Consider the following 18,253-nt stretch of genomic DNA (forward strand, 5'->3'; position numbering starts at 1 on the left):
CGTGCTGGTCCGGCGTTTGTCGGTGTGGGCCCGTGGTTCGAGGCGGGCGGAGGTGGATCCGGCCTGCTCGGCGTTTGCGGGTGAGCGCCTAGGGCGATGGGGCTTGCGGTCTGGGGCGGGCGGTAGTGGATCGTGCCGGTGCGGTGTTGGTGGGCGCGCGTGTGGCGCGGTGGGGCTCGCGGTCTGAGGCGGTCGCTGGACAGTCGTGCTGGTCCGGCGTTTGTCGGTGTGGGCCCGTGGTTCGAGGCGGACGGAAGCGGAGCAAGCCTGCCCGGCGTTTGAGGGCGAGCGCGCAGCGCGAATGGGGCCGCGGCCTGGAGCACGGCAGAAGCGGACCGGGCGGAAGCGGATCAAGCCCGTCCGGCGTTTGAGGACGAGCGCGCAGCGCGACAAGAGGGCAGGGCAGCAAGGGGGCACCCCGCACCGCCGGGCACCCCCCACGCGCCCTACCGCCGCGCGCTGACCGTTCCCTCCACGGCGAACAGCTCCGCGTCCACATGGTCGAGCGCCAGGCGCAACGCCCCGGTCGCGACCGCCGCCTCGCCCAGCATCGACAGCGTCACCCGCGGCGGCCGCAGGCAGTACCGCTCCAACTCCTGGCGCAGCGGCTCCAGGACACCGTCCAGACCCGCCGCCCAGCCGCCCACCACGACCAGCTCCGGGTCGAGGGCCAGCACCAGCGCCGCCACGTCGTGCACCAGGCGCCGGATGAAGCGGTCCACGGCCGCCCGGGCCCGCTCGTCGCCGCTCCGGGCGTGCGCGAAGACCTCCGCCACCGCCTGCTCGTCGAGCGGGTGCAGCGGCTCGTCCGTCGTCGACAGCAGCGTCTCCGGAGTGACCTCCCGGCCCAGCAGGTGCAGCGCGCCGATCTCGCCCGCCGCGCCGCCGTACCCCCGGTGCAGCCGCCCCCCGATGAGGGAACCCGCGCCGGGGCTCAGCCCGGCCAGTACGAAGACGACGTCGTCCGACTCCATGGCCGCGCCCTTCCAGTGCTCGGCGACCGCCGCCACATTGGCGTCGTTCTCCACCAGCACCGGGCACTTGAACGACCGGCGCAGCCGCTCGCCGAGGGGCAGGCCCGTCCAGCCGGGCAGCGCCGTGCTCAGCTTCACCGAGCCGTCGGCCTCCACGATGCCCGGGCTGCCCACGCCCACCGCGCGCAGCGAACCCCGGGCCACCCCGGCGCGCCGCAGCAGATCCGCCACCGCGCCCCGCAGCCGGTCGAGCCGCTCGTCCGCGGACGCCGTCTCCGAGACGTCCTTCGCGGCCGTACCGAGGATCCTGCCGTCCAGGTCCGACAGGACGGCCGCCACCCGGTGCGGCCCGATCTCCAGGCCGAGCAGATGGCCCGCCTCCGCGCGGAAGCGGAACTTCCGCGCGGGGCGCCCCTGGCGTCGCGTCGTGCCGTCGTCCGCGTCCGTCTCCACGACGAGCCCCGCGTCGATCAGGCCCTCGACCACGCCCTCCACGGTGGGGCGCGACAGGCCCGTCGCGCGGGTGACCTCCGTGAGCGTCGAGAAATCCGTGGCGCGCAGCGCGTGCAGCACCACCGCGGAGTTGATCCGCCGTAGCAGAGAAGGATCCCCGCCGGTCAGCCGCCCCAACGTCCGTCCTTCCATCCCATGCGCATGATGGGCGGATCGTACTCGGAAGCCGCCGACCCGTGCGAGTGCCGGGGCCCGCGCCCGCCGCGCACCCCAGCTCGCAGCCCGCCGCGCATCCCAGCTCGCAGCCCGCCGCGCACCCCACCCCGCACCCTGCCGCGCATCCCACTCCACGTCCCGCCGAGCGCCCCGCCGTTCATCCCGGCGCCACGAACCCGGACTCGTATGCCGCGATGACCGCCTGCGTGCGGTCCCGCGCGCCGAGTTTCGCCAGGACGGCGCTCACGTGCGACTTCACCGTCTCGGTGCCCACCACCAGCCGCTCGGCGATCTCCGCGTTCGACAGGCCCCGCGCCATCAGGCGCAGCACCTCCTCCTCGCGCCCGGTCAGCGCGGCCCGCGCGAACGCCTCCCGCGCCGCCCGCGCGCCCTCGGAGCCCCGCTCGCCGTGCGCGCCCGCGAGGCGCCGTACCGCGGCCGGGAACAGCAGCGACTCGCCCTCCGCCACCAGCCGCACCGCGTGCACGATCTCCGCGGGCCGGGCCCGCTTCAGCAGGAACCCGTCGGCGCCCGCGCGCAGCGCCTCGTACACGTACTCGTCGTTCTCGAACGTCGTGATCACGACGATCTTCGGGGGCTCCGGCACCGTGCGCAGCACCGCGCGGGTCGCCTCGATGCCGTCCAGGAGCGGCATGCGGACGTCCATGGCGACCACGTCGGGCCGCAGTCGCCGCACCAGGGGGATCACGGCGGCGCCGTCGGCCGCCTCGCCGACGACCTCGATGTCGGGCTGTGCCTCCAGGACGGCGCGCAGACCGGCGCGGACGAGGGGCTCGTCGTCGACGAGCAGCACGGTCAGGGGCATCCGGCCAGCCTAGGTCACGGCGGCCGGACCGCGTTCAGCGCAGGGGCAGTTCGGCCCGCACCCGCCACTGGCCGTCGTGCGGGCCCGTCTCGGCGCGCCCGCCGAGCAGCACGGCCCGCTCCCGGATGCCGCGCAGGCCGCTGCCGCCGCGCCCGGTCGCCGCGCCCCGCGCGGGCAGCGCGTTGCGCACGTCCAGCGTGAGTTCGCCGCCGGACGCCGTGACGCGCACCCGCACCGGGACGGGACCCGCGTGCCGCAGCACGTTCGTCAGGGCCTCCTGGAGGATCCGGTAGCCCTCCCGGGACACCGGCCCCGGCAGGGCGTCCAGCGGGCCCGTCACCTCGGCGTCGACGGTGGCTCCCGAGGCGCGCGCGGAGTCGAGCAGCCGCTTGGCGTCGGCCAGGGTGGGCCGCGCGCGGGCGGGCCCGCCGCCCTCCCGCAGCACCCGCAGCACCCGCTCCAGGTCCTCCAGGGCGTCCCTGCCGGTCTCCTCGATGGCCTCCAGGGCGCGGTCGGTGAACTCCCGGTCCGCGGCGGCCCGCGCGGCGCCCGCCTGCACCACGGCGACGGTCAGCGCGTGCCCGATGGAGTCGTGCAGCTCGCGGGCGATGCGATTGCGCTCAAGCAGCAGCTCGGTGCGCTCCTCCAGGGCGGCGAGCCGCTGCGCCGGGGAGGGGCCGAGCAGGCGGCGCGCGGCGGCCGCCGTGAACTGCCCGGCGACCACCGCGACCACCAGGAGCAGCACCAGCGGTACGAAGACCAGCGGGACGTCCGTCCACCAGGGGCCGTCGGCGAGACCGGGCCAGTACAGGGCCGGGTCCTCCGTAGTGACCTGTGCCGCCGCCCCGATCGACGCCAGGCACTGGCCGATCAGCCACGTCGTCGCGAACCCCACGGCGCAGCCCGCCTCCAGGCGCAGCACCAGCCACAGCGCGGTGCGCACCCGGTCGCTCCAGGAGGCCGACGGTGCTACGGAGACACCGGACTGCACCGCGAGGCCCCGACCGCCGTGCCCCAGGTCATCACCCTCGCCGCCCTCACTGTCCGCCCCCTCGGCCACGCCCCGCGCGTGGGCGCCCGGGAACAGCATGAGCCGCGCCTGCAGCCCCTCCGCCCGCCGCATCGCGGGCACCAGCCCCACCGCGAACACCAGGGGTACGGGCAGCACGAAGAACCCCGCGACCCAGTCGGCGACCGTGCCGTTCACCCCGACGATCATCGCGCAGAGGAGCCCCGGCGCCCCGCCCAGGAGCAGATGCAGCCAACGGGTGTACGTCACCGCGCGGGTGACCGGGCGCAGCGGGCCGCGCGAGAAGGGCCGGAACGGGAGGGTCCGGAACGGCAGAGGTCGGATCGGGAGGGGCCGGATCGGGAGGGGCCGGAACGGGAGGGGCATTCCGTCATCGTGCCAGCCCCCGCGCGCCGCCCGGCTCCCCCGTGCGGGGGAGACGATCTCCACGGGCGGGGAGGCCCCGCCCCCGCCCGTGCCGCGAGGCTTGCCCCATGACCAGCATCGACGTCCAGCAGCTCACCAAGGAGTACGGCACCAGGCGCGCGGTCGACGACCTGACGTTCCACGTCGGCCCCGGCCGCGTCACCGGCTTCCTCGGGCCCAACGGCGCGGGGAAGTCCACCACGATGCGCCTGGTGCTCGGCCTCGACCGGCCCACCTCCGGCACCGCCACCGTCGGCGGCCGCCCCTACGCGTCGTACGACGAACCGCTGCGCCAGGTCGGCGCGCTGCTCGACGCGCAGGCCGCCCACGGGTCCCGCACGGCCCGCAACCACCTCCTGGCGCTCGCCGTCGGCAACCGGCTCCCGAGGCGCCGCGTCGACGAGGTCCTCGAGGAGGCCGGGCTCACCGCGGTCGCGGACAAGCGGATCAAGACGTTCTCGCTGGGCATGCGGCAGCGCCTCGGCATCGCGGCGGCGCTGCTCGGCGACCCGGCCGTGGTGCTCCTGGACGAGCCCTCCAACGGCCTCGACCCCGAGGGCATCATCTGGATCCGCGAGCTGATGCGGGGCCTGGCCCGGGAGGGCCGCACCGTGCTCGTGTCGAGCCACCTCATGAACGAGACCGCCACGTTCGCCGATCACCTGGTCGTCCTCGGCCGCGGCAGGCTCCTCGCGGACACTCCGATGCGGGACTTCATCACCGCGCACAGCTCCCCGCGCGTCCGCCTGCGCACCACCGACCCGGCCCGCCTGCGGGCCGCCCTCGCCCGCCGGGGCCACGAGCTGGCCGCCGCCGACGACGGCCGCTGGACGGTCGACGGGACCACCGCGGGGGACATCGGCGCGCTCGCCGCCCGCGAGGGTGTCCCCCTGCTCGAACTCGCCGACGAGGAGGCCTCCCTGGAGCAGGCCTACCTGGCGCTCACCGCCGAGGACGCGGAGTTCGCCGCGGCGCCCCAGCCCCTTCCGCACACCCAGGAGGCCTGACCATGTCCACGAGCGCCGTGCTCCACGCCGAGTGGATCAAGATCAAGTCGTTGCGCGGGAGCCTCGGTTCGCTGATCGCCGTGTTCGCCGCGACCCTCGCCATCACCGTCCTGGTGTTCGCCACCGTCGGCCGCGCCGAGGCCGACAACGCCGACGCCGAGCCCGTCTTCGGCGCCTTCTACGCCCTCAACTTCGGCCAGATCGCCGCCATCGCCTTCGGCACGACCGCCGTCAGCTCCGAGTACGTCAACGGGGCGCTGCGGATCTCCCTGGCGGCCGTACCGAGGCGCGGCCTGTTCTACGGAGCGAAGGTCGCGGTGCTCGGCGCCGCCGCCCTCGCCGTCGGGCTGCTCACCTGCTTCGGCACGTTCCTCGCGAGCCAGGCCTTCCTGGGGGAGTACGCGATCGGCCTCGGCCACCCCGGGGCCGTGCGCGCCTGCGTCGGCGGGGGCGTCTACCTGGCCCTGATGGCGCTGCTCGCGGCGGGCCTGACCGCGGTGCTGCGCAGCGGTGTCGCCGTGCTCAGCGTGCTCATCCCGTTCGTCCTGATCGTGTCCTTCGTCGTCGGGGACGTGGCGGGCGGCGCCGCCCAGTTCCTGCCCGACAAGGCGGGCCAGCAGGTGCTGCACGAGAGCCCCGACGGCACGCTCGGCCCCTGGGCGGGACTCGCGGTGACGGCCGCGTGGGCGGCGGCCGCGCTCGCCGCGGGATGGTGGGCGGTGCGCCGCCGGGACGCCTGACGGGACGCCAGTTGTCAGTGGCGGGCGCTTTACTTGGCCGTATGAGCAGCGCAGACCACCTCGCCGTGATCGACCTGCTGTGCGCCCGGGACTTCCCCCGGGCGCACGGCGGATCGGACACCGGCAGCGCCGGACCCGGCTTCCACCTGGCGGAGTTAGGGGCGTACGTCCCGGACGCGGACGCCGACCCCGCGGCCCACGACGACGCGGAGCTTCAGTACGAGGCCGAGCGGGACGCCCTCGCGGTGCTGCTGAGCGACCGCTGGGGCGAGCCGCAGGTGTTCGCCCTCACCAGCGTCCTGGTGCGCGCCCTGGCCGGGGAGGAAGACCTGCCCGAGCCCTGGGCGTCGGTCAGCGAGACCGTCCCGGACGTGCACCTGTGGCGGGCCGACGGGCGCTGGATAGCCCTCGGCGTCGCGCGCCGGAGCGAGCGGCGCGGGGTGGGGCTCGTCGCCGTGGTGACGGAGGTGGACCCGCCCTAGGCCGTGTCCGCGAAGCCCCGCCCGCCCCGGCGCCTCAGGCGCCGTCCGGCGCGTCCGGAAGCGCCAGGTCGCCGTACGGGGACGGCTCGAAGAACCGGGCGACGTCCGCGTCCGACACGTCGGCGAGCCGCGCCGGGGACCAGCGGGGCGCGCGGTCCTTGTCCACGACCTGGGCGCGGACGCCCTCGGGGAAGTCCGGCGAGGTCAGGCAGGCGCACGAGGTGCGGTAGTCCTGGCGCAGCGCCTCGTCGAGGGAGCCCAGCTCCCGGGTCCGGCGGATCGCGGCGAGGGTGACCTTCAGGGCCGTGGGCGAGCGGGTCAGCAGCGTGTCCGCGGCCTCCTTGGCGGCCCGCTCCCCGCAGGACTGGAGGCGGTCGACGATCTCCTCCACCGACCCGGCGGCGTAGCAGGCGTCGATCCACGCCCGGTGCCCGGCGAGTTCCCCGCGGGCGCGGGCTCGGCGAACTCGGCCACCACCTCTGCCACGTCCCGCTCGGCGAGCGCCGCCGTGAACGCCTCAAGGCGCTCCGACGGCACGAAGTGGTCGGCCAGCCCGCACAGCAGCGCGTCCGCGGCCCCCGCGGAGGCGCCCGTGAGCGCCAGATGCGTACCGAGTTCGCCCGGCGCCCGCGACAGCAGATAGCCGCCGCCGACGTCCGGCACGAAGCCGATGATGGTCTCCGGCATCGCCACCCGCGACCGCTCGGTGACGATCCGGGTGGAGCCGTGCGCCGAGACGCCGACGCCGCCGCCCATGACATAGCCGTCCATGACGGCGACGTACGGCTTCGGATAGCGCGCGATCCGGGAGTTCAGGACGTACTCGTCGTGCCAGAACGCCGCCGAGGCCGCGCCGCCGCCCGCGAGGATGTCCTCGCGTACGGCCCGGATGTCGCCGCCCGCGCACAGTCCGCGCTCCCCGGCACCGGTCACCACGACCGCCGCCACCGCGTCGTCGTGCGCCCAGGCGGTCAGCGCCTCGTCGACGAGGCGGACCATGGGGTGGTCGAGGGCGTTCAGGGCGTGGGGCCGGTTCAGCACGATGCGGCCCGCGCGCCCTTCGGTGCGGACCAGGACCGGAGGGGCGTCAGGGCTCACTGGGGGTTCCGTCCTTCGGTGGGGTGTCGTCCGGCGGCGTGCGATCCGCTGCGGTGCCGTGCGTTGCGGTGCTGTCCGTCGCGGTGCCGTCCAAGGGGGTGTCAGCAGGCGCGGGCGCGGAGGACGCTGGTGGGGGCCCGGCCGTCGCGGCGCCGTCGAAGCGGAACGCCGCCAGGATCCGCTCGGCCGCCGTCGTCGCCGTCACCGTGCCCTCCCGCACCCGCCGCTCCAGGTCCGGCGCCAGCCGCCGCACCTCGGGGTCGGCGTGCAGTCGCCCCAGGAGTTCGTCGCGGACCATGGTCCACGTCCAGTCGACCTGCTGGTCGCGGCGCTTCTCGGCCAGGCGGCCCGTGGAGTCGAGCAGCGTGCGGTGCTGCTCCAGACGCTCCCACAGGGTGTCGAGTCCGGTGCCCTCGCGGGCGCTGCAACTGAGCACCGGCGGCGTCCAGAAGGCGTCCTTGCCTCTCATCAGGCGCAGCGCGCCCGCCAGTTCGCGGGCCGCCGAGCGGGCGTCCCGCTCGTGCGGGCCGTCCGCCTTGTTGACCGCGATCACGTCGGCCAGCTCCAGGACGCCCTTCTTGATGCCCTGGAGCTGGTCGCCGGTGCGGGCGAGGGTGAGCAGCAGGAACGTGTCGACCATGTTCGCCACGGCCGTCTCCGACTGGCCCACGCCGACGGTCTCCACCAGGACCACGTCGTAGCCCGCGGCCTCCATCACCACGATGGACTCGCGCGTCGCCTTGGCGACGCCGCCGAGGGTGCCCGCCGTGGGCGAGGGCCGCACGAACGCCATCGGGTCCACCGACAGGCGCTCCATGCGGGTCTTGTCGCCCAGGATGGAGCCGCCCGTGCGCGAGGACGACGGGTCGACGGCGAGCACCGCGACCCGGTGGCCGAGCGAGGTCAGCATCGTGCCGAGCGCGTCGATGAACGTCGACTTGCCGACGCCCGGCACCCCGCTGATGCCGATGCGCCGGGCCCGGCCCGAGTGCGGCAACAGCTGGGTCAGCAACTGCTGGGCGAGCGCGCGGTGTTCCGCCTTGGTGGACTCCACGAGCGTGATGGCGCGCGCGATGTGCGCGCGCTTCCCGTCGAGCACACCCTTCACATACGTGTCGGGATCGATCCTCCGTGCCATCGGTTCAGCGGCTCACAGCTCGTGGCCGAGGTCGCCGCCGAGCCGCCGCACCAGGTCGTACGCCGCGTCCGGAATCACCGTGCCCGGCGGGAACACGGCGGTGGCGCCCATCTCCAGGAGCGTCGGCACGTCCTGCGGCGGGATCACCCCGCCCACGACGATCATGATGTCGTCGCGGCCCTCCGCGGCCAGCTCCTCCCTGAGCGCCGGTACGAGGGTCAGGTGCCCGGCCGCCAGCGAGGACACGCCGACGATGTGCACGTCCGCCTCGACGGCCTGCCGCGCGACCTCCGCGGGCGTCTGGAACAGCGGGCCGACGTCGACGTCGAAGCCCAGGTCGGCGAAGGCGGTGGCGATGACTTTCTGGCCGCGGTCGTGCCCGTCCTGGCCCATCTTGGCGACCAGGATGCGCGGACGGCGCCCCTCGGCCTCCTCGAAGGACGCCACCAGGGCGCGGGTCCGCTCCACGGACGGGGACTGGCCTGCTTCGGTGCGGTACACACCGGAGATCGTACGGATCTGGCCCGCGTGCCGCCCGTACGCCTTCTCCAGGGCGTCGGAGATCTCGCCGACCGTGGCCTTGGCGCGGGCCGCGTCCACGGCGAGCGCCAGCAGGTTGCCTTCGAGGCCGGGGCCCGAGCCGCGCTCGGCCGCCGCCGTCAGCTTGTCCAGGGCCTCGCGGCAGGCCGCGTCGTCGCGCTCCGCGCGCAGCCGCCGCAGCTTCTCGATCTGCTGGGCGCGCACCGAGGAGTTGTCGACCTTCAGGACCTCGATCTGCTCGTCGCTGTCCACCCGGTACTTGTTCACGCCGATCACCGGCTGGCGCCCGGAGTCGATGCGCGCCTGCGTGCGCGCGGCGGCCTCCTCGACGCGCAGCTTCGGGATGCCCGCGTCGATGGCCTGCGCCATGCCGCCCGCCTGCTCGACCTCCTGGATGTGCTGCCAGGCGCGCCGCGCCAGGTCGTACGTCAGCCTCTCCACATAGGCGCTGCCGCCCCACGGGTCGATGACGCGGCAGGTGCCGGACTCCTGCTGGATGAGGAGCTGGGTGTTGCGGGCGATGCGCGCCGAGAAGTCCGTGGGCAGGGCGAGCGCCTCGTCCAGGGCGTTCGTGTGCAGCGACTGGGTGTGGCCCTGCGTGGCCGCCATGGCCTCCACGCAGGTGCGCGTCACGTTGTTGAACACGTCCTGGGCGGTCAGGGACCAGCCGGAGGTCTGCGAATGGGTGCGCAGCGAAAGGGACTTGGGGTTCTGGGGGTCGAACTGCTTGACCAGCTTCGCCCACAGCAGCCGCGCCGCGCGCAGCTTGGCGACCTCCATGAAGAAGTTCATGCCGATCGCCCAGAAGAACGACAGGCGCGGCGCGAACGCGTCCACGTCCAGGCCCGCGCCCTTGCCCGCCCGCAGGTACTCCACGCCGTCCGCGAGCGTGTACGCCAGCTCCAGGTCGGCCGTCGCGCCCGCCTCCTGGATGTGGTAGCCGGAGATGGAGATGGAGTTGTAGCGCGGCATCTTCTGCGAGGTGTACGCGAAGATGTCGGAGATGATCCGCATGGAGGGCTTCGGCGGATAGATGTAGGTGTTGCGGACCATGAACTCCTTGAGGATGTCGTTCTGAATGGTCCCGGCCAGCTTCTCGGGCGGCACGCCCTGTTCCTCGGCGGCCACGATGTACAGCGCGAGTACGGGCAGCACCGCGCCGTTCATCGTCATCGACACCGTCATCCGGTCCAGCGGGATGCCGTCGAACAGCTGCCGCATGTCGTAGATCGAGTCGATGGCGACGCCCGCCATGCCGACGTCCCCGGTCACGCGCGGATGGTCGCTGTCGTACCCCCGGTGTGTGGGCAGGTCGAAGGCGACGGACAGGCCCTTCTGGCCCGCCGCCAGGTTGCGGCGGTAGAAGGCGTTGGACTCCTCGGCGGTGGAGAAGCCCGCGTACTGCCGGATCGTCCAGGGCTGGTTGACGTACATCGTCGGGTACGGGCCGCGCAGGTACGGGGCGATGCCCGGGTAGGTGCCCAGGAAGTCCAGGCCCTCCAGGTCCGCGCCCGTGTACAGCGGCTTGACGGCGATGCCCTCGGGGGTCTCCCACAGCAGGTCGTCGGCGTCCTTGCCGGTGGCCGCCTCGACGGCGGCGCGCCACTGCCCGGTGGAGCCCGCCGGGGCTGCGCCCGGCTCCAGGCCGACGCCGGAGAAGTCGGGGATCGTCATGGCGCCACTCCCATGAGGTCGAGGGTGGAGGACAGGACGGCCACGGCGTCGCAGCCCGCGAAGACGTACGCGTCGACGGCGTCGTACTCGCCGGGGCGCCCCGCCAGGTAGACGCGCTCGGCGCCCGCCTCCTTGAGCGCGGCGGCCACGGCGGCGGCCTCCTCGGCGTACAGCGCGTCGCTGGAGCACAGGCACGCGACCGTGGCGCCGCTGGCGCGGAACGCCTCGGCGGCCGTCGCGGCGTCCACGGACACCGGGTCGTGCACGGGCTCGATGCCACCCGCCTGGAACAGGTTCGCCGCGAAGGCGGCCCGCGCCGTGTGCGCGGCGGCCGGGCCGAGCGCGGCCAGGAACACCCTCGGCCGGGCCCCGGTCGCCGCGAGGTGGGCGTCGGAGCGGGCGCGCAGCGCCTCGTACGCCTCGTCGCGGCGCACGCGCGGCAGGCCGCCCGTGGGTCCGGCGGGCGCGGCCTCGCGCGCCACGGGCTTCTCGGCCAGGTACGGGAACTCGCTGACGCCGGTGATCGGCTCGCGCCGCGTGGCGAGCTTCTCGCTGCGCCGCGCCCAGGTCGCCGCCAGGCGATCGCCGAGCAGGCCCGAGCGCAGCGCCGCCGCCTGGCCGCCCGCGCGCTCGATCTCCTGGAAGAACTCCCAGGCGGCCCCGGCCAGTTCGGCCGTCAGGCGCTCCACGTACCAGGAGCCGCCCGCCGGGTCGATGACCCGCGCCAGGTGCGACTCCTCAAGGAGGATCGTCGACGTGTTCCGCGCGATGCGGCGCGCGAAGGCGTCCGGCAGGCCGAGGGCGTGGTCGAACGGCAGGACCGTGACCGCGTCCGCGCCGCCGACGCCCGCACCCAGGCAGGCGACGGTCGTCCGCAGCATGTTCACCCACGGGTCGCGGCGGGTCATCATCACCGGCGACGTGACCGCGTGCTGCCGCTGGGCGCCCGCGCTCGCGTCGCCGCACGCCTCCGCGACCCGCGCCCACAGGCGCCGGGCCGCGCGGAGCTTGGCGACGGTGAGGAACTGGTCGGCGGTCGCCGCGTACCGGAACTCCAGCTGCGCGCAGGCCGCCTGGAGGGACAGGCCCGCGTCCGTGAGCAGCCGCAGATAGGCGACGCCGGTCGCCAGCGAGGCGCCGAGCTCCTGCGCGGCCGAGCCGCCCGCCTCGTGATAGGGCAGCGCGTCCACGGTCAGGGCGCGCAGGCCCGGGTACTCGCGGGCGCAGGTGCCCGCCAGGTCGAGGGCCGCGTCCGCCGCCAACTGGGCGCCCGTGCGCGCCTCGTGGCCCAGGGGGTCGGCGCCCAGGCCGCCGCGGGCCGCGTCCTTGGCGACGCCCGCCGCGTCGATCAGGCGCAGCAGCGCGCGGGCGGCGTCCTCGTACGCGGCACCCGCGTCCAGGGCCACCGGCGCCAGGTCCAGATACACGCCGTCGAGGGCCTGCTCAAGGCCGGACACGGGGAGCGCGTCGGGGCCGAGCGTGAGCCACAGGGAGGTGACCCCGTTCTCCAGGTCGGCGAGGATGGCCTCGTTCGTGCGCCGGGGGTCGGCCATCGCGTGCCGCTGGCGCACGTCCCAGCCCGTCGCGGCGCCGCCGGTGGCGGAGCCGCCGCGCACGTACGGGGCGAAGCCGGGGAGGCCCGGGTCGGGCACGGCGTCACGGGCGGTGTACAGCGGCCGGGTGCTGAGCCCGTCCTCGAGCGCGGTGGACAGCGCCTCCTCGGCCGCCGCCCCCGATACATCCTTACCCGACTTGCGCAGGACGCCTTCCACCAGGCGCTGCCACTGCTCATGGGTCGCATCAGGGAACTCGGCGGCCAGCGAAAGCCCGTCGTCAGGCAGGACCGTCATGGTTCGATGCTAGGGCCGATCGCCCACCCCGTGCCGGACCGGGGCTGTGACCTTGCACTCTCGGAAACGGTCTTGAACTCGGGGCGGCGGCCGGTTATTACTTGCCGGTAATGGCCGGTGCCGGGCGGAGCGCACACCGCGCACACCCTGGGCCTCAGGCCCTCACCTGCGCGTACGGCCGTGGCGCGGGCGACGGCCGCCGGACGGGTGCGCCCGTCACGTACTGGGTGTACTCGCGCTCCAAGCGGAAGCCCGTGGTCCAGGCGAGGAGGCGGCTCGGGCGGTTGTCGCGCGCGCAGGACCAGCTCGCGGTGCGGCCGCGCGCCGTCACGTCCTCGGTCAGCGCCGTCACACAGGCGTGCGCGAGCCCCCTGCGCCGGTGCTCGGGCGCGGTGGCCACGGCCACGTCGTCGTACGCGGACCCCGCGAAGTACGCGCACGCCACCGACACGATCCGGCCCGCGCGGTCGAACGCGGCGACGGCACGCCCGGACGCGGCGAGCCCCGCGGGGCCGCTCCAACTGGCCAGCAGCCAGCCGCAGTCCGGCCACAGCGCGGCCAGCGCCGCCGCGTCGTCCGGGCCCACGCGGCGCAGCCGCACCCCGCGCGGCGGCCGGGGCCCGGCGACGGGCTCCCGGTGGACGTACACCATGCGCTCGACGGGCACGATCCGGTCGAACGCGGCGCCGAGCACCGGCAGGAAGGCGGCCGGGGCCGCCACCTGGCTGCGGGCGAACGGCGCGAGGCCCTCGGGCGTCACCGCCCCCGGGGCGCCGCGCAGCAGCACCTGACCGGCGCAGGAGACGGCGACGGCGCGTGGCGCCCGCGGGCGGTCGGCCCAGGCCTGCCCGGCGCCGCCGCCCGCGACGTGCTCGGGCAGGGCGCCGGGGCCGGGGGCTCCGGTGGTGAACCAGTCGTTGATGAGGGGCAGTTGACGCGGGGTGAGCGGGATCACGGGACGGTCCTCCAAGGGGAGACCAGAGGCGGGCGGGCCTCACGGGCGACATCGGGGCGACATCAGGGCGACGGGGCCGCGGGGGAGGGGGAGCCGTCAGCGGTGTGGCTCCGGGGCGCTGGGCGCGGCACCGGGAACCACACCGCTGGGGGCCTTCGGCTGCTCGGGGGGGAGCGTCAGCCCTGACCGGCCTTGCTGCCGTGGTTGGCCTTCTTCTTGCGGCGGGCCTTCTTCTTGCGGGCGCGCTTCGACATCGGAACGGACACGTCCTCTCGTGGGTTCAGGCGACGGGGTGCGGGTGCTTCAAACGGCGTGGCCGACGAGCAGTCCGGCGAGCTTGCTGAGGCGCTTGACGGTGCGGTCCTCGGTGGCGGCCACGGCGGGCTCGACGCGCTCGGAGCGGTCGTAGTACGCGCCGTTGACGATCTCCACGGCCGGGTCGCACAGCCGCACCACGTGCGCCGCGCCCTCGGCGGCCGACGCGCCCTCGTGCGCGTACAGCGAGAGCAGAGCCGTGTCGCACACGCCCGGGTGCACGGACACCGCGGTGACGCGCGGGTCGGCGGCGAACACCGTCAGGGCGAGCTGCGACTGGGCGTAGGCGGCGAGGCGCGAGTAGCGGCGGGCGCGGTTCGGGTCGCTCCACTGGATGGAGGCGGTGCGGTGCAGCGACGACGACACGTTGACGACGCGGCCGCCCGGATCGGTGGTGAGCGCGGGCTCGAGCAGGCTGGTGAGGAGGTAGTGGGCGAGGAAGTTCACCTGGAAGGCGATCTCGTTGCCGTCGGCGGTGACGGTGTGCCGCTCGGGGGCCGCGATGCCCGCGTTGTTGACCAGGACGTCCAAGTGCGGGTGTTCGGCGACGACGCGCCGGGCGAGCCGCTCCACCTCCTCCAGGCGGGTGAAGTCGGCGGCGCACGCGCGCAGCAGGGAGGCGTCGGTGCCGACCGTGGCGACCAGTCGGTCGACGGCGGCCCCGGCCTCGTCGGCGGTGCGGCCGTGCACGAGGACCGTGGCGCCGCGCTCGGCGAGCTGCCGGGCGGTCTCGTAGCCGATTCCGGAGGTGGCGCCGGTCACCAGGGCGGTGCGCCCGGACAGGGAGGCAGAGGACATGGGTGTCGTTCCTGGGGTGAGGCATGCCGGGGCGGCCCTCGGCGAGGGCTCGGGCATGCGGGATGAAAGGTTGCGAGATGAAGGGTGATGTGCGCTATGAAAGTTCGCGAAGGTTCATGAGAGTTCGCGAAGGGGTACGAAGGGTGGCGCGCGACGCGCGGAGGCCGCGCGCTCGTCAGGAGCGCCGGGCGCGGCCGGGCAGGGTGCGGTGCGGCGTCAGCGCACCGTCAGGCGAACAGGGCGCACGACCGGCACCGCCGTATGAGGCGGCCGGTCGTCATGGCGCGTGCGGCTGTTCATGGCCCCCATCCAACAGGCCGGTGAGCAGGGCCTCAAGGGACCCGAGCGGTCCTTGACGGGGCCCTGACGGCACCCGGGCGGAAGGACGGGCGGAAGGAACGGCCCCCTGACGCCGTCCGCCGACCCCGCGTCAAACCTCCGTCAACAAGGCCCGGATCGGCGTACAGGGGACGTCAACGCGACCGGAAGTGATCGGAATCGACCCAAGACTGATCACCACGGGGGAACGGACGTACGGCTCCGTCCGTCCGGACGTCCCGGACCACGGCCACGAGGGGGGCCGCGGTCCGGGACGTTCCGCATGTCCGCGAGCCCGCCGCGGCCACCCCCGACCGGGAACGTAAGAGAGACGTCAACGCGTTCGAACGTTCCGTATAAGTGGCGTCAAGAGCGGCGGTGAACGCGCTGGTGGGCGCTTTGCTTCACGGGACCGCAACTCACCGCGGGCCTGTTCCGCACCTTCGTCGGCCCGGCCCGCCCGCACTGCTCAGGAGGCGGCACACCGATGACCCGGGTGCTGGTGGTCGAGGACGACCCACAGCTCGTACGGGCCCTGGAGATCAACCTCAAGGCACGCAAGTACGACGTGGACGCCGCCGTCGACGGGGGCGCGGCCCAGCGCCTCGCGACGGCGCGTCCACCGGACGTCGTCCTCCTTGATCTCGGGCTGCCCGACATGGACGGCATCGACGTGATCCGGTGGCTGCGCGGCTTCAGCCGGGCGCCCATCCTCGTCGTGTCCGCCCGTCAGACCTCCGACGAGAAGGTCGCGGCGCTCGACGCGGGCGCCGACGACTACATCACCAAGCCGTTCAGCATGGACGAGCTCCTCGCCCGGCTGCGCGCCGCCGCCCGCCGCGCGGCCCCCGTGGACCGCGGCGCGGCCTCCGCGGTCGTCGAGGCCGAGGGCTTCACGCTCGACCTGCTCGCCAAGAAGGCCTTACGGGGCGGGCGCGCCGTGCGCCTCACACCGACCGAGTGGCACCTGCTCGAAGTGCTCGTCCGCCACCGGGGCCGCCTGGTCAGCCAGCAGCAGCTGCTCGGCGAGGTCTGGGGCCCTTCGCACAGCACGCGCACCAACTACCTGCGCGTCTACATGGCCCAGCTGCGCCGCAAGCTGGAGGCGGACCCCGCCCACCCGCGCCATCTGATCACGGCGCCGGGCATGGGCTACCGCTTCGAGGAGTGAACCCGGGGGAGCGGCGCGCCACGGAGCGAGCGCCGGGCGGCGCCCCGCGTCAGCGGAGTGTCAGCGTGCGCCGCGTCGCCGTCAACGGCCCGTCATGGCGGGTCGGTTGACACCGGGTGCCGGGCATACCGTCACTGTGTGCCCGGCGCCCGCTCCGCGGCGCACGGCGACCGCCCCACCGACGAGGGCCTGACCACCAGGCACCTCAAGGAGGAACTCCCATGACCCAGCACCTGGTGTACGGCGAAGACCCCGAGCCCGCCGAACGCGGCCCGGCCGGACCGCTGTTCGTCCCCGTCCGGCCGGGACCCGCGGGCTGCGTCGCCCGCCTGTTCCGCACGCCCGTCGGCGGCCGCACCGCCGTCGCCTTCACCTCGCGCCAGCGCCTGGACGCCGCGCTCGGCGCCGGACAGCCCTGGATCCGGCTCTCCGAACCGGCCCTGCGCGCCCTCACCGAACCCCTGGGCGTCGCCCGCCTCACCGTCGACCCCCGGCTCGCCCCCGAGGCACCCGCCGCCGCACCGGTGCCCGCCGCGCGGGTGCCTGCCGCGCCGGTGCCCGCCGCGCCCGCCCGGGGCGGCTTCCGCTGGCGCGAGTGGGACCCCCACGCCGCGGGCGCGCTCCGGGTGACCGGGGCCGCCGCGGTGGTCGGCGCGCTCACCGCCTGGATCGGCTGAGGCCGCGGCGAAGCGAACGAGGACGCGAACGAGGACGGACGTGAAGACGAAGCGGAAAGAGAAGTCGGCCATGACCCTCGCGGACATCCCCGCGCCCGGAGCACCCACCGCCCCGGCATCCACAGGCCCCATAGGCCCCATAGGCCCTGCTGGCCCTACCGGCCGCCCCACAGGCCCCACGCCGCCCCAGGGCGACCTGGCCGTCTGGCCGCACACCACGGCGCGGCTCCCGCACGGCGACCTGTCCGTGGGCGGCGTGCCGCTCACCGAGATCGCCGACCGGTTCGGCACCCCGGCCTACCTCCTGGACGAGGCCGACGTGCGCGACCGCTGCCGCACCTACCGGCACGCCTTCCCCGAGGCCGAGGTGCTGTACGCGGCCAAGGCGTTCCTGTGCCGCGCGATGGCGCACTGGGTGGCGGACGAGGGCCTCGGCCTCGACGTGTGCTCCGCCGGTGAGCTCGAACTGGCCGTCACCACCGGCTTCCCCGCCGAGCACATCGTGCTGCACGGCAACGCCAAGAGCCCGCAGGACCTGCGCTCCGCGCTGCGCCTGGGCGTCGGCCGGATCGTCATCGACAGCGCCTCGGAGATCGCCAGGCTCGCCGCCGCCGTGCCGCCGGGCAGCCGCCAGAAGGTGCTGGTGCGGGTGGTGCCGGGCATCGCCGCGGGCGGCCACAGCAAGGTCCGTACGGGCACCGACGACCAGAAGTTCGGCCTGTCCCTCACCGACGGCTCGGCGCAGCACGCCATAGCCCGCATCCTCGACCAGCCGGGCCTCGAACTCGTCGGCCTGCACTGCCACCTGGGCTCGCAGATCACCTCGGAGAAGCCGTACCTGTGCGCGGTGCGCCGCCTGGTCGGCCTGATGGCGCGGATCAAGGACCACCACGGCGTCACGCTGCCCGAGCTGGACCTCGGCGGCGGCCACGGCATCGCCTACCGCCCCGGCGAGGACGCCCTCGACATCACCGCGCTCGCCCGCAAGGTGCGCGCCGAGCTGGCCGGGAGCTGCGCCGCCGCCGGGCTCCCCGTGCCCCGCCTGCTCGTCGAGCCGGGGCGGGCGATCGCGGGGCCCGCGGGCGTCGCCCTGTACCGGGTCCTGTCGGTCAAGCGCACCGGCGAGCGCACCTTCGTGGCCGTCGACGGCGGCATGAGCGACAACCCGCGCCCCGCGCTGTACGGGGTGCGCTACCTGCCGCGCCTGGTGGGCCGCGCGTCCACCGCGGCGCCCGCGCCCGTCACGGTCGTCGGGCGGCACTGCGAGGCGGGCGACGTGCTCGCCAGCGACGTCGAGCTGCCCGGCGACACCCGGCCGGGGGACCTGCTCGCCGTGCCGGTCGCGGGCGCCTACCACCTGTCGATGGCCTCCGGCTACAACCTCGTCGGGCGCCCGCCCGTCGTCGCCGTCGCGAACGGCCACGCGCGGCTGCTGGTGCGCCGCGAGTCCCTGGAGGACATCCGCAGCCGGGACGTGGGGCTGTAGGACGTGGTGCCGTACGGCGTAGGACAGTACGGCGCGCGGCTGCGTGGCGCGCGGCTGTGCGGCGTGGAGCCGTGCGGCGCGGAGCCGTAGTCCGTATGCC

Annotated in this window: 15 protein-coding genes and 1 pseudogene; 6 read left to right on the forward strand and 10 right to left on the reverse strand. The window is 74.9% G+C overall.

The annotated features are described in order from the left end of the window. Positions 1–446: 446 nt before the first annotated feature. From ACOBQU_RS33345 to ACOBQU_RS33355, 3 genes are all read right to left on the reverse strand, one after another. Positions 447–1,604 (reverse strand): ROK family transcriptional regulator, encoded by a 1,158-nt coding sequence (locus ACOBQU_RS33345; protein ID WP_423634883.1) that lies wholly within the window; start codon positions 1,602–1,604, stop codon positions 447–449. 196 nt (positions 1,605–1,800) lie between these two features. After that, positions 1,801–2,469, reverse strand: coding sequence for a response regulator transcription factor (locus tag ACOBQU_RS33350; protein ID WP_423632349.1), 669 nt, complete (start codon positions 2,467–2,469; stop codon positions 1,801–1,803). Positions 2,470–2,503: 34 nt separating this feature from the next. Beyond that, positions 2,504–3,748, reverse strand: coding sequence for a sensor histidine kinase (locus ACOBQU_RS33355; RefSeq protein ID WP_423632351.1), 1,245 nt, complete (start codon positions 3,746–3,748; stop codon positions 2,504–2,506). Between the two features lie 224 nt (positions 3,749–3,972). On the opposite strand from ACOBQU_RS33355, the gene ACOBQU_RS33360 reads away from it, so the two are divergent. The 3 genes from ACOBQU_RS33360 to ACOBQU_RS33370 are packed head-to-tail and all read left to right on the forward strand — an operon-like array spanning position 3,973 to position 6,133. Continuing rightward, on the forward strand, positions 3,973–4,911 hold the full coding sequence (locus ACOBQU_RS33360; protein ID WP_423632353.1) for an ABC transporter ATP-binding protein: 939 nt from the start codon (positions 3,973–3,975) through the stop codon (positions 4,909–4,911). A gap of 2 nt (positions 4,912–4,913) precedes the next feature. After that, a complete protein-coding gene (locus ACOBQU_RS33365; RefSeq protein WP_423632355.1) occupies positions 4,914–5,651 on the forward strand; it encodes an ABC transporter permease in 738 nt (245 codons plus the stop codon). Between the two features lie 41 nt (positions 5,652–5,692). Next, the gene (locus tag ACOBQU_RS33370; RefSeq protein ID WP_423632357.1) at positions 5,693–6,133 is read left to right on the forward strand and encodes a hypothetical protein; all 441 of its coding nucleotides are present in this window, start codon (positions 5,693–5,695) and stop codon (positions 6,131–6,133) included. A gap of 34 nt (positions 6,134–6,167) precedes the next feature. Here the strand turns inward: ACOBQU_RS33370 and ACOBQU_RS33375 are convergent. The 7 genes and pseudogenes from ACOBQU_RS33375 to ACOBQU_RS33405 all read right to left on the reverse strand — a co-directional run bounded on the left by ACOBQU_RS33375 (position 6,168) and on the right by ACOBQU_RS33405 (position 14,501). After that, positions 6,168–7,231 (reverse strand): annotated as a pseudogene (locus ACOBQU_RS33375) (enoyl-CoA hydratase/isomerase family protein). After that, positions 7,221–8,369, reverse strand: a complete 1,149-nt coding sequence (gene meaB, locus ACOBQU_RS33380; RefSeq protein WP_423632359.1) for a methylmalonyl Co-A mutase-associated GTPase MeaB — start codon at positions 8,367–8,369, stop codon at positions 7,221–7,223. The pseudogene ACOBQU_RS33375 and the gene meaB overlap by 11 nt, the downstream one beginning before the upstream one ends. Before the next feature lie 12 nt (positions 8,370–8,381). Further along, complete coding sequence (scpA, locus tag ACOBQU_RS33385) at positions 8,382–10,583, reverse strand: methylmalonyl-CoA mutase (protein WP_423632361.1); 2,202 nt, start codon at positions 10,581–10,583, stop codon at positions 8,382–8,384. Further along, positions 10,580–12,433, reverse strand: a complete 1,854-nt coding sequence (mutA, locus tag ACOBQU_RS33390; protein WP_423632363.1) for a methylmalonyl-CoA mutase small subunit — start codon at positions 12,431–12,433, stop codon at positions 10,580–10,582. The genes scpA and mutA overlap by 4 nt, the downstream gene beginning before the upstream one ends. Before the next feature lie 154 nt (positions 12,434–12,587). Beyond that, complete coding sequence (locus ACOBQU_RS33395) at positions 12,588–13,388, reverse strand: GNAT family N-acetyltransferase (protein WP_423632365.1); 801 nt, start codon at positions 13,386–13,388, stop codon at positions 12,588–12,590. Between the two features lie 176 nt (positions 13,389–13,564). Further along, on the reverse strand, positions 13,565–13,654 hold the full coding sequence (locus tag ACOBQU_RS33400; protein WP_423632367.1) for a 50S ribosomal protein bL37: 90 nt from the start codon (positions 13,652–13,654) through the stop codon (positions 13,565–13,567). Positions 13,655–13,691: 37 nt separating this feature from the next. Beyond that, positions 13,692–14,501: an SDR family NAD(P)-dependent oxidoreductase gene (locus ACOBQU_RS33405; protein ID WP_423632369.1), complete on the reverse strand. Its 810-nt coding sequence runs from the start codon at positions 14,499–14,501 to the stop codon at positions 13,692–13,694. Between the two features lie 805 nt (positions 14,502–15,306). On the opposite strand from ACOBQU_RS33405, the gene ACOBQU_RS33410 reads away from it, so the two are divergent. From ACOBQU_RS33410 to lysA, 3 genes are all read left to right on the forward strand, one after another. Continuing rightward, complete coding sequence (locus ACOBQU_RS33410) at positions 15,307–15,990, forward strand: response regulator (protein WP_423632371.1); 684 nt, start codon at positions 15,307–15,309, stop codon at positions 15,988–15,990. Between the two features lie 221 nt (positions 15,991–16,211). Beyond that, positions 16,212–16,667 carry an SAV_915 family protein gene (locus ACOBQU_RS33415; RefSeq protein WP_423632373.1) on the forward strand — a complete coding sequence of 152 codons (456 nt, stop codon included), beginning with the start codon at positions 16,212–16,214 and terminating at the stop codon, positions 16,665–16,667. Between the two features lie 70 nt (positions 16,668–16,737). After that, the gene (lysA, locus tag ACOBQU_RS33420; RefSeq protein ID WP_423632375.1) at positions 16,738–18,153 is read left to right on the forward strand and encodes a diaminopimelate decarboxylase; all 1,416 of its coding nucleotides are present in this window, start codon (positions 16,738–16,740) and stop codon (positions 18,151–18,153) included. Positions 18,154–18,253 lie beyond the last annotated feature (100 nt).

Source organism: Streptomyces sp. G45, from assembly GCF_049542095.1.
Taxonomy (GTDB): domain Bacteria; phylum Actinomycetota; class Actinomycetes; order Streptomycetales; family Streptomycetaceae; genus Streptomyces.